10 protein-coding genes and 1 tRNA gene are annotated in these 14,022 nt (G+C 55.7%); 6 read left to right on the top strand and 5 right to left on the bottom strand.

Annotation, left to right across the window (positions count from 1 at the left end; genetic code table 11):
* Positions 1–4: 4 nt before the first annotated feature.
* Positions 5–829 carry a TetR/AcrR family transcriptional regulator gene (locus tag PT275_RS08785; protein ID WP_277154010.1) on the bottom strand — a complete coding sequence of 275 codons (825 nt, stop codon included), beginning with the start codon at positions 827–829 and terminating at the stop codon, positions 5–7.
* A gap of 154 nt (positions 830–983) precedes the next feature.
* Here PT275_RS08785 and ftsY point away from each other — a divergent pair, with 154 nt between their 5' ends.
* The 3 genes from ftsY to PT275_RS08770 all read left to right on the top strand — a co-directional run bounded on the left by ftsY (position 984) and on the right by PT275_RS08770 (position 4,275).
* Positions 984–2,417 (top strand): signal recognition particle-docking protein FtsY, encoded by a 1,434-nt coding sequence (ftsY, locus tag PT275_RS08780; protein WP_277154009.1) that lies wholly within the window; start codon positions 984–986, stop codon positions 2,415–2,417.
* Between the two features lie 224 nt (positions 2,418–2,641).
* Positions 2,642–3,937, top strand: coding sequence for an ammonium transporter (locus PT275_RS08775; protein ID WP_277154008.1), 1,296 nt, complete (start codon positions 2,642–2,644; stop codon positions 3,935–3,937).
* Positions 3,937–4,275, top strand: a complete 339-nt coding sequence (locus tag PT275_RS08770) for a P-II family nitrogen regulator (protein ID WP_277154007.1) — start codon at positions 3,937–3,939, stop codon at positions 4,273–4,275. Before PT275_RS08775 ends, PT275_RS08770 begins: the two co-directional genes overlap by 1 nt.
* Before the next feature lie 69 nt (positions 4,276–4,344).
* On the opposite strand, the gene PT275_RS08765 is transcribed toward PT275_RS08770, so the two are convergent.
* Both PT275_RS08765 and PT275_RS08760 read right to left on the bottom strand, forming a co-directional pair.
* Positions 4,345–4,626 carry a type II toxin-antitoxin system YafQ family toxin gene (locus PT275_RS08765; protein ID WP_277154006.1) on the bottom strand — a complete coding sequence of 94 codons (282 nt, stop codon included), beginning with the start codon at positions 4,624–4,626 and terminating at the stop codon, positions 4,345–4,347.
* Entirely contained in the window at positions 4,616–4,852 is a 237-nt protein-coding gene (locus tag PT275_RS08760; RefSeq protein WP_277154005.1) for a type II toxin-antitoxin system RelB/DinJ family antitoxin, read from the bottom strand. Before PT275_RS08760 ends, PT275_RS08765 begins: the two co-directional genes overlap by 11 nt.
* A gap of 581 nt (positions 4,853–5,433) precedes the next feature.
* Between PT275_RS08760 and PT275_RS08755 the strand changes: the two genes are divergently transcribed.
* The 3 genes from PT275_RS08755 to PT275_RS08745 all read left to right on the top strand — a co-directional run bounded on the left by PT275_RS08755 (position 5,434) and on the right by PT275_RS08745 (position 12,363).
* Entirely contained in the window at positions 5,434–8,727 is a 3,294-nt protein-coding gene (locus PT275_RS08755; RefSeq protein ID WP_277154004.1) for a hypothetical protein, read from the top strand.
* A 383-nt stretch (positions 8,728–9,110) separates the two neighbouring features.
* Positions 9,111–11,228, top strand: coding sequence for a SpaA isopeptide-forming pilin-related protein (locus PT275_RS08750; protein ID WP_277154003.1), 2,118 nt, complete (start codon positions 9,111–9,113; stop codon positions 11,226–11,228).
* 121 nt (positions 11,229–11,349) lie between these two features.
* Complete coding sequence (locus PT275_RS08745) at positions 11,350–12,363, top strand: class C sortase (protein WP_277154002.1); 1,014 nt, start codon at positions 11,350–11,352, stop codon at positions 12,361–12,363.
* A gap of 122 nt (positions 12,364–12,485) precedes the next feature.
* Here the strand turns inward: PT275_RS08745 and PT275_RS08740 are convergent, their stop codons facing one another.
* Positions 12,486–13,679 carry a hypothetical protein gene (locus tag PT275_RS08740; protein ID WP_277154001.1) on the bottom strand — a complete coding sequence of 398 codons (1,194 nt, stop codon included), beginning with the start codon at positions 13,677–13,679 and terminating at the stop codon, positions 12,486–12,488.
* A gap of 237 nt (positions 13,680–13,916) precedes the next feature.
* A tRNA-Ser gene (locus PT275_RS08735) sits at positions 13,917–14,004 on the bottom strand.
* Positions 14,005–14,022 lie beyond the last annotated feature (18 nt).

Genomic DNA, 14,022 nt, shown 5'->3' with positions numbered 1-14,022 from the left:
GATTTTAGGATTCGGCGTCGCTTGAATTATCGCCATTATTGGAGTGCTTGTCGGTGCTCGTCTTATTGGTGCCGTCTTTGCTGTCGCTGTCACCGTCATTATCGTCCGCATCGTCATTGCCGGCGTTCGCTTTGGTGTCATCGTTTTCGCGGTTGTTATCGTTCTTATGGCTTTTGCGGCTCCGGTCGTCAGCCGTGGCTTTCAAATCGCCTTCGAACTGCAGCTTCGGCTTGGCTTCAAGGCGCGAAAGTCCGTGCCAGGCGAGATTGACGATGTGCGCGGCAAGCTGTTCCTTGCTGATTTTCTTTTGGTTCGCTGCCCAATACTGGCCGGTGAAAACGGTCATGCCGACGAGCATCTGCGCGTAATACGGCACGCCTTTTGCCGGCAGCTTGTGCTGTTTGAACGCTTTGGTGAGGATCTCCTCGACGCGAAGACTGACGTCACCCAAAAGCGAACTGAATGAGCCAGCCGGGTCTGTGGTGGGGGAGTCGCGTACAAGTACGTTGAAGCCCTCCGAGTTCTCTTCTATATAAGTGAGTAAGGCAAGTGCTGTGCGTTCCACGATCTGGCGCGGATGAGTGTCACCGGCGGAAAGCGCATCGATTAATGTACTGGTCAATTTCTGCATTTCACGATCGACGATGACGGCGTAAAGCCCTTCCTTGCCTCCGAAATGCTCGTAGACGATCGGCTTCGAAACCTTTGCGGCGGCCGCGATTTCCTCGACGCTCACTGCCTCGTAGCCCTTCGCTGCGAAAAGCCCGCGCCCGATGGCGATGAGCTGTTCGCGGCGCTGGTACGAGGTCATTCTGGAAGCATTCGACATAGTTATATTGTAAATGACGCACGCCCAAGGCTCACACCAACCCATGGTTACCAAAAGAAACCATGGGAATACGTACAGTATCTTTTGATAACCATGGGTTGGTGTGAGCGTGTGCCGAGTACCCTGCGTCGGGTCTCGCCAATAATCTTGAAGCATGAGTCTTACTATGAATCCCATGCTGATTGTTCTGGCGCTGGTTGTTGTCGCCGTCGTGCTTATTGCCGTGGTCGCGCTGATTGTGCATTCGCATAAGAAAAACAGCACGAATGTGCAGAATACCAACGTTTCCAAGAGCGCACAGGGTGCTGGTCCCAACGCATCGAGCAGTGCTGTCGATGATAATAAGGAATCGGCTGAAGCCGCTGGCAGCGTCGGGAAGACGAATGCTTCAAATCGCGACAGGTCAGGACAAGCGGAATCTACATCGAAAAATGAGCAGAATAACAAGGGTTCTGACGGAAAATCTTCGTCCCAGCGAGAATCTGGGGTAACCGAAAAGAACGAAGCTCGGCCAAATGCGTCCGCTGAAGGTTCTGCCGACAACGAAGTCATTTCCGATTCCTCAGCTGAAAGTACCCATGACGAGTCGACTGCTTCCGATTCTTCCGCAGAGGGTTCAGCCAGTGGCGTCGCCGCTTCTTCGTCGAGTGTCGAAACGCCGGAACCCAAGGCCTCCCGCACTGTTCGCCTCAAGGAGAAGCTCAGCAAGTCCTCGAACCCGTTCGGACGGGCGCTGTTCAACATCTTGGCCAAGGACCAGCTTTCCGAATCTGACTGGGAAGACGTCGAAGATACGTTGCTATTGGCCGATGTCGGCAGCGAGGCCAGCGAAAAGCTGGTGGACGAGCTGCGCAACGACGCTCGCATCACCGGAACTTCCGACCCGAAGGCCGTGCGCGAGGCCCTGCGTTCCAAGCTTCTCGACCTTGTCAATTCCCAACCCGACCGTGCGCTCAACGCCGAAAAGCCAGGTGCCAAGAAGCCGAGCGTCATCATCATGGTCGGTGTCAACGGCACTGGCAAGACCACAACCGCCGGCAAGCTCGCGCGTCTCTTTGTCTCCGAAGGTAAGAGCGTGATGCTCGCCGCCGCCGATACCTTCCGTGCCGCCGCGGCCGACCAGCTCGAAACCTGGGGGCAGAAGGTCGGTGTGCCGGTCGTGCGCAGTGAAAAAGAGGGTGGCGACCCGGCGTCCGTGGCGTTCGATGCCTCCAAGCAGGCCAAGGAGCAGGGCGTTGACGTGTTGATTATCGACACTGCAGGCCGTCTGCAGAACAAGGCGAACCTCATGGACGAGCTTGGCAAGATCCGCCGAGTGACCGAAAAGAATCTGCCGGTCGACGAAGTGCTGCTTGTGCTCGACGCCGTGACCGGCCAGAACGGCATGGCACAGGCCAAGGTTTTCGCGCAGGCCATCGGCATCACCGGCGTGGTGCTCTCCAAGCTCGATGGTTCGGCCAAGGGCGGCATCGTCATCTCCGTGCAGCAGGAGCTGGGCGTTCCGGTCAAGCTCGTCGGCCTCGGCGAAGGCCCTGACGACCTCGCCCCCTTCGATCCGGAAGGTTTCGTCGACGGCATTCTCGCCTGAGTCGTAATAAGTGCTATTTTCTCAACCGCGCATTGTCCTTTGAGGATTGATGCGCGGTTTGCTTTTTAATAAGTAACCATTATGTTTCGATAGGGGCGCGAGCTTTACACCGCCGTAATCTCGCGTCAAACTTCTCCTTACGTTTCGCGTGTTTTATAGCCACATACGGTTCAGGACGCGTCGGACGCCGGCGCGCGGGAAAGCCGGAGGAGAGGAAACACGAAATGGATACTGGAAATGCCGCATGGATGCTGGTCGCGGCGTCGCTCGTCTTTCTGATGACGCCCGCGGTGGCGTTCTTCTACGGAGGCATGGTGCGCCGCAAAGCGGTGCTCAACATGCTCATGCTTTCCGCGGGTGCGCTCGCGGTGAGTACCATCATCTGGGCCCTGTGGGGCTGGTCGATTTCTTGGGGTGGTAAGGACATCGGCGGTATCTTCGGCGATCCGATCTCCGGATTCCTGCTCGGCGACACGATGAAAGCCGGCAAAGGCGGCGTTTTCACCGCCACAGGCCTCACGCCGAACGGCAACAAATACCCGGTGAGCATTGACGTCGCCTTCCAGCTGGCCTTCGCGATGATCACCGTCGCGCTGATTTCTGGGGCGCTCGCGGAACGCATCAAATACAGCACGTGGATGATTTTTGTGGCCATCTGGGTTACGCTCGATTATGCGCCCATGGCCCACATGGTCTGGAATGGTGGCATTCTTTCGCCTGACGGTCCGATTTCCAGGTTCATCGGCGCGCCCGTCCACGATTTCGCTGGTGGCACTGTCGTCCATATCAACGCGGCCGTCGCGGCGCTGGTCATCGTTCTCTTGATCGGCAAACGCAAGGACTTTGGCAAGGCTCCGATTCGCCCGCACAACGTCCCGTTCGTCATGCTCGGTGCGTTCTTGCTCTGGTTCGGCTGGTTCGGCTTCAACGCCGGTTCTGCCTTCTCGGCCAACGGTACCGCGGGTTACGCATGGGTGAGCACTTCGCTTTCCGCGGCTGCGGCGATGCTGACGTGGGGCTTCACCGAAAAGATCCGCACCGGACATTACACGGCCGTGGGTGCGGCCTCGGGCATGGTGGCCGGTCTGGTCGGTATTACACCTGCAGCTGACGTGGTCTCCCCGTTTTGGGCCATGGTTATCGGCGCGATCGTCGGCATCTTGACCTGTCTGGCGTGCGGCCTGAAGTTCCGGTTCGGCTATGATGACTCCCTCGATGTGGTCGGAGTCCACGGCGTCGGCGGCTTGACTGGCACCATTCTCGTCGGTTTCTTTGCCCATGGCACGGGTCTCTTCGCCGGCGGCAGCTGGCGTCAGCTTGCGGCGCAGGTGGTCGTGGCGCTCGCTGCGGTCGTCTATTCCGTTGTGGTCACGTTCGTCATCGCGTTTATATTACAAAAAACTGTCGGTTGGAGGGTGAACGAGGACGAGGAATTGGCCGGCGTGGACCTCGCCGACCAGGGCGAGAGCGCGTACGATTTTGCAGGTAAGGCCACGGCCCTCTTCAAGGAGATGAAGTGATGAAACTGATAACAGCGATTATCCAGCCGCAGAAGTTCGACGAGGTCAAGGACGCCCTTGCGGCCGCCGGCGTCGAGGGCATGACGGTCAGCGAAGTCAACGGTTGCGGCGAGCAGCACGGTTACACCGAGGTCTACCGTGGCGCCAGCTACTCGGTCAATCTCATCCCCAAGATCCGCGTGGAGGTGGCGGTGCGCGACGCCGACGCCGATCCGTTGGTCGACATCATCGTCAAAACCGCGCGTACCGGCAACATCGGCGACGGCAAGGTGTGGGTGCTGCCGCTTGATTCGGTCACCCGCGTTCGTACCGGCGAAACGGATGGCGACGCGATCTAGCGCTATCTAATTACTAAAGTCGGTTAGCCTGATAGGGAATACCAGGCTAACCGACTTTAGTAAGCAGTCTTATAACAATTGGTCGTGGGTTCCGGTACGTAGCAGGATGATAGTCACCGTTGACTTTTGTTTCTTATAAACCAATAACCAGTCGGCTTCGATATGAAGCTCGCGGCAGCCAGATAAATCTCCGGTGAGTTTATGGTCGCGGAAATGGCCAGAGAGTAAATCGATATCGTTAACAGCCAGTGCGTCGATTGCCCTTTCCAGCTCTGTCATATTTCGGTGACGTTGCTTCATCGCCTTCACGTTGCGCTTGAATTGAGGACTGACCTCGAAGTTATAGGGCATCGATCATGTCCTTTACGTCCTGCGCGCTGCCTACATATTCGGCGGGTTCGGCCTCGGCTTTCTTCACCGCCATGGCGAGTGGGTCGGCGACCGGCCGGAACGGGAAACCCCCTTCATGTACGGCCTGCGCCACGAACATGCTCACCGCGCTTGACAGGTCGGTTCCCATTGAACGGAACAGTTGTTCGCCTTGTTCCTTGAGTTTGGGATCGATTCGAATCTGCATTCGTGTTTTTGCTGATGTTACCAAATTAATTACCTCTTTTGTGTATGAATAGGTACAATAGTACCCTTTTCGGCAATATTTCGCAATAATTTCACTTTGGAATCCAGGCATTATTGTGTACGGTTTGAATCAGGGCGGACGGCGGAGCTTTATATTTCTGTCAGCTATAAAACGTTTGATGTAGTGTTTGGAATGTCACATTTCGGAAGTGCACAAGTAGTTACATATTTTGTGGCTTTGGGGATTTTATTCATCATAGATATTCATTGAAAAAAATTGGATTCGTATACAAACATGACGTGTTTGCATAAATAACAGCGTTGTGAAGTGCTGGTTTGAAATGAGACGGATATCATATCGATGTTGAGATTTGTCTAATTTTCCCTGAATTTACCTGTCTAATGTGAGTCGCACACTTGTACCCGTTTATCTCCTTCGCAAGGTGTCTACTAGGGGACGCACCTGTTGCCTGAAAAGACAATCTGATGGACATGAACCTATACAAAACAACATTTATACATATTGACGAATGAATATAGAACTTTAAATTTCGATCTATCTGACGTCGGGAGGTGATTGTGATGAAGTCGAACGATTTTAGTAATAATGATCTGACCTCAAAGCCGATGGGGATCTCGCGCCTCGGCCACCTGCTTTTCGCGGTGACCGTCGCGATGTCCCTGCTGGTGGGAGGGTGCGCGCTGAATCCGGATATCGCCGTCGCGGTTTCCGGCAACCTCAATACGTTCGCGCAAACCGTCGCGGCGGAGGATGGCACAGACGAAGATGTGACCGTTGACGATTATCCGGCGTTGTGCGTTCAGGATACGGCCAGCATGAACGTCGCCACCCCCGACGCGAGTAAACGCGTGGACTGCAAACCGCGGCTGTACAAGTTCCTCGCGAACAACAACAGGATGCAGGGGGAGGACGTCGACGACGAGCTACGCATCGACTTCGTGCTGCGCATGCCGCACGGGATGGTGAATCCAAGCTGTGTGGCGGTGGGAGCCGTCTCGGATTATGGCGGCAACGGCGACAACAAGCCGAAGTACGCACCCGGCGACAACCCGAGGGTCGATTGCGGCATGCAAATGCTGGTCTCGCAGTCCGGCGCGCGCGGCACCGACCCGAACACGCAGCTGACGAGCTTCCCCTATCTCAACACCTACGGCGGCGACAGCGACCGTGCCTCGGTCGCGAACGCGCAGCAGGCCGCCCTCAATTGGGCGCGCAACCAGGGCGAGTTCTACACGATCCACAACGTGCTGGTTTCCGGCGATTACGATTACCTCACCATCTCGATCGAGGGCAACATCAGCTACACCGGCAAGACGCTGGACCCGACCAACGTCGGCGGCACCGAATACGACCAGTACGTCTACGCGGTGGCGGCGCCCGGCCGGCAGATGAGCGGCAAAACGCCGGTCAATAACAATAATAAGTATTACTATTCGTCGCTCGATCCGCGCTACGTCACCAATATCAGCGAGGGCGTTCCGTCATACATGTACGCGAACCAGTGCAATTGGTGGTCGGGCACCGGTACGAACGCCGACAAGGTACAGCAGTGCAACGGCCCGACCTCCCATATCGGCTTTGACGCGCACCCCAACCTGTGGAGCAGCGGCCAGGCCAACTGGGGTCTGGTGACCGACTACGGCTTCCCGAGCCAAGGAACCGGCGCGGGGGTGGCTCCGGCCAACTCGTTCTTTGTTTTCTGGTACAACATCGCCAGCCGCTGGAACTCGCTTTACCCCTGCTCGCAGGTCACCTCGTTCTACTACCAGTGGCTTGCGCTGAAAGGCGGCAAGGACTGGGTGCCGGTGCAGTCGCTGACCCCCACTGCCGTGCGCGTCGACGGGCAGCAGTCGTACAACAATTACGGCGGCAACGATTGGTATTCGGCGTTCAACAGCCCGAACAACAGGGGGTACAACAGCACGCCGAACCACCTGATGGTTCCCGGTGCCGGCACCGACCCGAACATTCTGCAGGACGCCCAGGGCAATATCGATTTCGGCGCGATCAAGAAAAAGGAAGGTCTCGATGGCTACTTCAAGCTCGTGACCTGGCCGATCACCACCAACCCCGGCGTCAGGGATCAGAACAGCGCCGCGGCCTATGAGGGCTGTGTGGTGCAGAACACGCCGACAGGCGGGCAGACGTTGAGCGTCCACGACGCTTACAATCCGCTTTACAACAACGCCGATCCGAGCCATCCGCTGACCGTCAAGGCCGGTATGTCGCAGGAAGATACCAACAAGCTGCTGGCGACCGGCTGGACCATCGACACCGCCTTTGCCAGCTACAACATCCCGCGGCCGGATGCGCCCGTGATCGATCAATTCAGCGGTTATGTGCCGACCTCGTCGCGTACGGTCACAGGCACCGGCATTCCTGGAGACACGGTCACGCTGTTCGCCGAGGACCAGTCCCATATCATCGATCTCAACAAACCAAACAATCCCGAAACGCGCGGCATCAGAATCGGTTCTGCCGAGGTCGGTGCTGACGGGACATGGTCCATCGCCGACTCACGCAAAATCGACACCAACCTGCAGCATTCCATCCGCTATCACGCTTGGCAAACCGATAGCAGCGATTTCAAAATAGCCTCGCTGTTCTCGAATGTCGTGCAGGGCAATTTTCAGCTTGAGATGAACAAGAACCCCGAAATCAAGCAGCTTACGGTACCGCATACCGTGCGCAACAGCGCGGGCAAAAGCGAGATGCCCGCCGATGCGAAGGTAAGCATCAAGGGGTCCGCACAGACGCTGCACTCGAACGACAGCCTCAGGCTTTACGCGGTGCCGCAGTCACAACCGATTCATCACGATACGATAACCGGCCAGCCTTACGACGATCCGAGTAACCCGCAGCCGCCGGCCGGCACGTATCTGCTGGAGGATTTCGGCCCGCTCGATGCCGCACAGCAGAAGGGTCAAGTGCACCAAACGCAAGGGAGAAAGGAGGCGGAACAGAAGAAGTCGGTGCGTTCGTCCCAACAGGAGGAACAGCAACAGGAACAGCGGTCGGCGCAGCGGGGGGAGCCGGGACAACAGTCGGCACAGGAACAGACACAGGAAGCGTCGGCGCAACAACAGGGAGAACGGCAGTCGGAACATTGGGCGGAGTTGGGCCAACAGTCGGCACAGCAACAAGACCCGGCGCAGACCAGTAGCAGCCATTGGTTCTCTGATTGGGTCTGGCAGGGGCCGGTAAGCACCTTCACACAGGGTGCCAACGCAGGAAAGATCCTTTTCACCATCGTCGCGGTGCTCGAAAACTCGGACACGCACGCGTTGACCTTCGGCCAGGTGCGCAACCAGCTGATCGACACGTACCCGACGGCTGTCCAGGTCACTTCGGGCAGCAGACAGGACGGTATTTTCGGCACGGTGACCGACACCGCCCACACGGGCCTCGACCCGTCGCCGGCCAGCAACCTCACGGGGATGGAGGGCAACCACGTCACGGTGACATGGCCGGACGGCAGCGAAACCAGCACTACAACGGACAAGGACGCGAAATGGCATGTCGATGTTCCCACGTTTATGCCACCCGGACGGCTCACTATCACCTCGATGGACCGCTCTGGAACGCTCGACTTCGTCTACAACATCAACACGCTCGCCGAGATTTCCGGCAACGAGCCGGGCAATCAGTCCGACGCCATTACGTGGGATCTGACCTCGCCCGAGCCGGTTTCGTCGCTGCCGTTCACCGGTTGGCGTCGTTGGTGGTTGTTGGTTGTTGTAGCAGCGGTCGCGATCGCCAGCGCGGCGGGATTCGCTGGCCTCGTCAAGTTCAAAAAGAAAATCAGTGCACGCACCACATTCAAAAAGAAAGCAGGGGCGCATGCCAGACGTTGAGTTCATTGTGAAACAGGGCGTCCGGCCGGGGGATCGAGCATTGCCAAGGCTGAACAAATGTGACGCATAGGCAAGGCCGATCAAGTGGTAAGAGAGAAATCTGCAGGCAGCCCTGATGATTTGTCGGTCTGCTTGTATGCCGGCCAGCATTTGGAAGGTTTGTGATCCGACGTTTGGCTTGTTGGCCCGTTGCCGATTTTGCCGGCTTGCGGATTTACGAGTCGGAAGGCCTGTGATTCGGTGGCTGGCTATCGCCGAACGCAATGGACGTAATGCATAATGTAAAGATTTGACCTGACGGAACCTTTGGAGACAAGGGCGACACGGGCCGATAACCAATATCCGTACCAGTTGAGAAAAAGAAAGATACAGGTAGCAAATATATGAGTTTCGAAACCACCATACACAGATTCGCCGGGGTTGCGCTCACCGCCGCCACGTTGCTGGCGATGGCGCCTCTTGGAGCCGCGAACGCCGCAGGGGACGGGTTCGTCTCTATTCCCACCGCAATCGCGGGGGCGTACGCTGGTGAAACCGTCACCATTCAGGGCGACAAATCGATGATCGAAGGCCACCGGTTCAAGGCCGTGCGTATCGGCACGTACGTGAATGCCAAAGGTGCCGTGAACGAGGACGGCAAGACAGGCGTGCTGAATGCGGTGTCCGTCGGTACCGACCCGCAGCTTCGCGACGAGGCCACAAGCGCGCTGAAAGCTGTTAAAGGCACTGATTCCGATGAACATTATCAAGGCAACCCCGTAGGCGAAGTCGCGGCCAAGTGGCTTGGTTTCCCAGGCAAAGCGAACGATGGCACAATCAACGAGGACACTACTTCCAACAGTGGCAGCACCGAAAACGCTTGGGACGGCAAGTTGCGCCAGTTCGTCAGCAACGTCTTCTACAGCGAAAAATTCAAGGAATTGTTGGGCGCGGTTGAGGCACAGCCCGCCGATCCTCCAAGCGCCACCACGGTTACGGGCGACGGCAAGATGACCGTGAGCATTTCCGGCCTGCTTCCGGGCATCTACATTGTCGATGATGTCACCGGGGCAGCTGGCGTCAGCGGCGCGGCAGACATTGTTGGATTGACAAAAAGGTCTGGAGTGACCGGTGAAGCAGATGTGGCTGAGCCGGCGGTTTCAGTCATGGCCGACAAAGCGGCAACCGAACCGACGGCCGCTGGCAACTCCATTCCGATGCTGGTAAGCACTGCCATCACTTCCGGCGGCGTGACTTACAACAAGATCGGTTCCAACGAAACGCTCGGTTTGGTCGATATGAAAAACGATACGCCGATCGTCGGCAAGGAACTTGACACTTCCCGGCCCAACAACGCCTCCATCGGTGGCAACCTTCATTACAAGCTCACCGGCGGCGTCCCGTTGACCACCGGTTTCCGACGCTATATCTATACCATGGTCGATCGCCCGGCGCAGCTTGGTTTGCATTATGTTGTTAATTCTGAAAAAGTGATGATCGGCACCACTCAGCTTCACGCCGAAGACGGCGATTACAAGGTGACCGCCCACGCTGCGGCCGCTGGCCGATTCCAAGACATCGCGGGCGACGATTCCACCGATTATGTGGTCTTTGATCTTTCGCCGAGCATTCTGAGGTTCCATTATCGGGATTCGGTTGTCATCACCTACACCATGTCAATCACTGATGACGCCGACGGTGGCCCGCTACAAAACGGCGTAAAACTCAGCTATTCGAGCGATACCAACAAGCAGCCCACTGCTGCGAACCCGACCGACCCCACCGAAGCCACCATTGACCCAGCCACCGGCGATGTGAGCGGCGCAAACAACGGTTCCATCGCTTCCAATGCCACCAGTCCGCAAAACCCCGCCTCGGTGGCAAGCTTCCGGAAATTCTCGGTGATTACCAAGCCCAAGACCGCGTGGGACGATGCCAAAGGCGAGGCTGGGCAGAATGCAGTCGCCGGACTTGCTGGCGTGAAATATCGCCTATCTGCTGATGTTTCCGCTTCTTCCAAAGCCAAATCTGACGAGGCGTCGACAAATGCCGGAGCCGGCGTTGCCGCGCTTAAGTTCATCAAACTTGCAGACGGGCATTTCAAATTGGTCGCCGCGCAAAGTGCCGAGAACGCAGCCTTCGTTGAGGACCTCGAAGTCGGGCCCGACGGCATGCTTACCTTCGATGGCTTGGGCGCAGGCGATTACACCGTCAAGGAGGTCGCAGCCCCGGCCGGTTTCTCCGACGTCTTCATGCCCACATTCAAGGTGCATGTTCAAGCCGATGCAGCCGATGCCGCAAAATCCGCCTATACCAACGAAAGCGACATCTGGCACTTAGTCGAGGCGCACACCCAGGCCGTCTCGGGCGACAAGCCGATCGTGGTGCTCGCCGTCACCGCGATTTCGCAGCTGCCACTGACCGGTGGTGCAGGTGTGATCCTTGCCTTGCTTGTCATCGTGGTGCTGCTGGTGCTCACGGGTCTGTTGGTGTTGACCCGTAGCCGCCTGCGTCAGGAGTAACGCCAAAGCAATCAGTCAGAGTCGAAACCGGAATGCTGCCATTACGGATTCGGCTCTCCTGATTTTTCATATTAAATGCTTTCATTTAAAAATAATTGACAGAAACGGTTAGGGGTTGGTCTTGCCATTCCTTGATTTCGACGCGATTCTACGTGACAAAGCCGTCGAACCGAGCTGTGCTCGCAAAGTTGTCATCCGTATCGTTGACGTGCTGCTTGCATGCTGCGCCGTCTCGTTGATCGTGGCTGTCGCGTGGTTCCCCACGGTTTGGATGGTTCAGACATATCGGCAAAGCCAGCTTGTCGATGATTCCGTAAGGCGCGTTGAGCACTGGCCTCAAGGCAAGGTTGTCAACGAATATCGCCGGGCGCAGGCCTATAACCGTCGTATAGCAGCCTCCGGCCAGAAGACGCTGGGGGAGTTCGTTGATCCGTTTGCGGACGGCGGTTCGCCGTCATCCAAGCCGAAAACGCAAAGCGAGGACGACCGCGAATACCAAAATCTTCTGAACGTCGGCGGCGGTGTGATGGGTAGTATCCGTATCCCCAAGATTTCAGTGAATATGCCGATTTACCACGGAACTTCCGACAATGCGCTGCTTCATGGCGCCGGCCACCTTTACGGTACGAGCCTGCCTGTTGGCGGCAAATCCACCAACGCCGTTTTGAGCGGCCATCGCGGGTTGAGCAGCGCCTTGCTTTTCACTCGTCTTAACGAGCTCAAGCACGGCGACATTTTCTACGTTCAGACTCTCGACCACACAATGGGTTATCGCGTGATTGGTATCCACGTCATCGACCCGCAGGATACGCGCTTTTATCGTGTGGTACCGGGCCGCGATTTGGTCACGCTGATGACCTGCACGCCCTACGCCATCAACACGCAGCGCCTTGTCATCACCGGAACCCGCCAGTCCATTCCCGACCCGATTCCCAATCCCGACAACTCCAAAGGAGACCCATTGCCTATCGCCATCATTGTCGCTCTCGGTGTTCTCGCCATCGGCATCATCGCCGTAAAGCTCACGCGTCGCAGCGCCCTTATTTCCGCCCGTCACCGACATGTCGATTCTGAATATCGGAAGTTGAAAGGACACGGGAAAGGCTCAATCGATCCACAGAATATCCTGTACTGATTCCACAAAGAACCAGAACTCAGAGATCATTCGGAAATTATCGGAGACGTTGTCGTAGACCAAAATCCTCTGTTTTGGATTTATGCTAATTCCTAGCATGTGGTGTCATAATGTGCTTGTATCTACCATGTGATTTTTGACAGGTCGCAATGGTCTGGCGAACTACACTCGGTCCCAGGAATATAGACCGGAGCCCAATGGGTCTTGCCGTCCCATTTCCAATGGCTTTTATCGTGGTCGATATCTGGTCCCAAGGGTCCGCCTGTACCGAGGATATCGCCTAGATCCAGTTCACCGTTCCATTCGGGAGTGGAAACTGAACCCGAATTAGCGTTCTCCTGACCGCTTTGTCCGGTAGGACCGCGTTGGCCTGAGCTGTATCTGGAAGTAGAGCCGGGGGTTGTTGAGCGTTGGGTTTTCCTTCTTTGGTTTACTGCGGCGGTTTGGGCCTGAGCGGCAGCTTGGGCCCGAGCGGCAGCTTGTGCGTCCGCCTGCTGTTTCTGTCCTTGCGAATCGGTCACACATTTGCAGGCAGCATTCAGCTTTGCCTTCATATCGGTCAATTGTTTCGTCAGATTTTCTGGGTTCTTAGCTGCTTTTTGACCGCTGAGCTGTGTGGCTGCGTCGATGGTTTGCTTCAGCGAATCGCGGGTTGCGTTGTCGGCAACCTGTCCATCGGATGACGTGTACAAAGCATTGGCGGTTGCTAGAGAAGTTTTAAGTGCAGCCTGTGCATCTTCCAGAGCTTTGGCGTCGCGACTTTTTATCACGGCTTTCTGGAGTGTCACGAGTTTCGGCATTTCTGTTTTAATCCGTGAAACGTAATTCTGTTGCTCATTTCGCGCGGATAAAGTTTCCCAAAGCAATATGCTGTCCGGAGTCGTATCGGGAGATTTCTTAAGCTTTTTTACATCACGTAGTTCTTTTTTCAGTCGAGTAAGCGTTTTTGCGTCCGACAATTGGTTTGGATCTGTCGAAGTCGCTGTTTTCATAGCGGTATCGTACGAAATATTGAATTTTCCTGCAAGAGATTTCGATTCTGTTACACTGTTGTTGTAGGAATTGTTGTCTTGATAAGCCGCTATCGAATATCCTGCAACCGCAAATACCATGACCAAAATTCCTATGGACAATGCATAAATTTTCTTGTGGCTTTTGGGTTTTAAATCGTTTGAGGAAGCGTGCTGAATTTCTTTATCGTCGGCGGCATCGTTGTGCTCTGAGTTCTCCGACTTATCATTTTTCGAACTATTATTTTCGGGATCGTTTTCTAAGTCGTCGTCTTCCGATTCGACTGCTTGTACTTCATCGTCCACTTTGATTTTCCTTATCCTCTTTGTATTAACATTTTTGCAAGTTAAATGGACAAAAAAGCAGGGATGATTTGGTTATTAAACAGAGTAATCGATTTTATAAGAGGCGAGAATGATGGGGTTATAGGAATATCTTTTTAATAACATGGTAATAACATAGAACCGTTTTCCGGAGGGGGGATGCAATTTTAGGCATAAAAAAATCCCGGAAACCTTGATATTTCAACGTTTCCGGGCTACTGGCGGAGAATACGAGATTCGAACTCGTGAGGCTGTTACACCAACACGCTTTCCAAGCGTGCGCCATAGACCACTAGGCGAATTCTCCAGCATGCACATCAACAAG

Origin of the sequence: Bifidobacterium sp. ESL0745 (assembly GCF_029433335.1) — a bacterium.
Taxonomy (GTDB): Bacteria; Actinomycetota; Actinomycetes; order Actinomycetales; family Bifidobacteriaceae; genus Bifidobacterium.
This window is presented reverse-complemented; position numbering and strand designations above follow the sequence as displayed.

Bases quoted from the DNA above. Each gene is read 5' to 3' on its own strand.
- PT275_RS08785 (WP_277154010.1), bottom strand. From the start codon at position 829: ATGTCGAATGCTTCCAGAATGACCTCGTACCAGCGCCGCGAACAGCTC.
- ftsY (WP_277154009.1), top strand. From the start codon at position 984: ATGAGTCTTACTATGAATCCCATGCTGATTGTTCTGGCGCTGGTTGTT.
- PT275_RS08775 (WP_277154008.1), top strand. From the start codon at position 2,642: ATGGATACTGGAAATGCCGCATGGATGCTGGTCGCGGCGTCGCTCGTC.
- PT275_RS08770 (WP_277154007.1), top strand. From the start codon at position 3,937: ATGAAACTGATAACAGCGATTATCCAGCCGCAGAAGTTCGACGAGGTC.
- PT275_RS08765 (WP_277154006.1), bottom strand. From the start codon at position 4,626: ATGCCCTATAACTTCGAGGTCAGTCCTCAATTCAAGCGCAACGTGAAG.
- PT275_RS08760 (WP_277154005.1), bottom strand. From the start codon at position 4,852: ATGCAGATTCGAATCGATCCCAAACTCAAGGAACAAGGCGAACAACTG.
- PT275_RS08755 (WP_277154004.1), top strand. From the start codon at position 5,434: ATGAAGTCGAACGATTTTAGTAATAATGATCTGACCTCAAAGCCGATG.
- PT275_RS08750 (WP_277154003.1), top strand. From the start codon at position 9,111: ATGAGTTTCGAAACCACCATACACAGATTCGCCGGGGTTGCGCTCACC.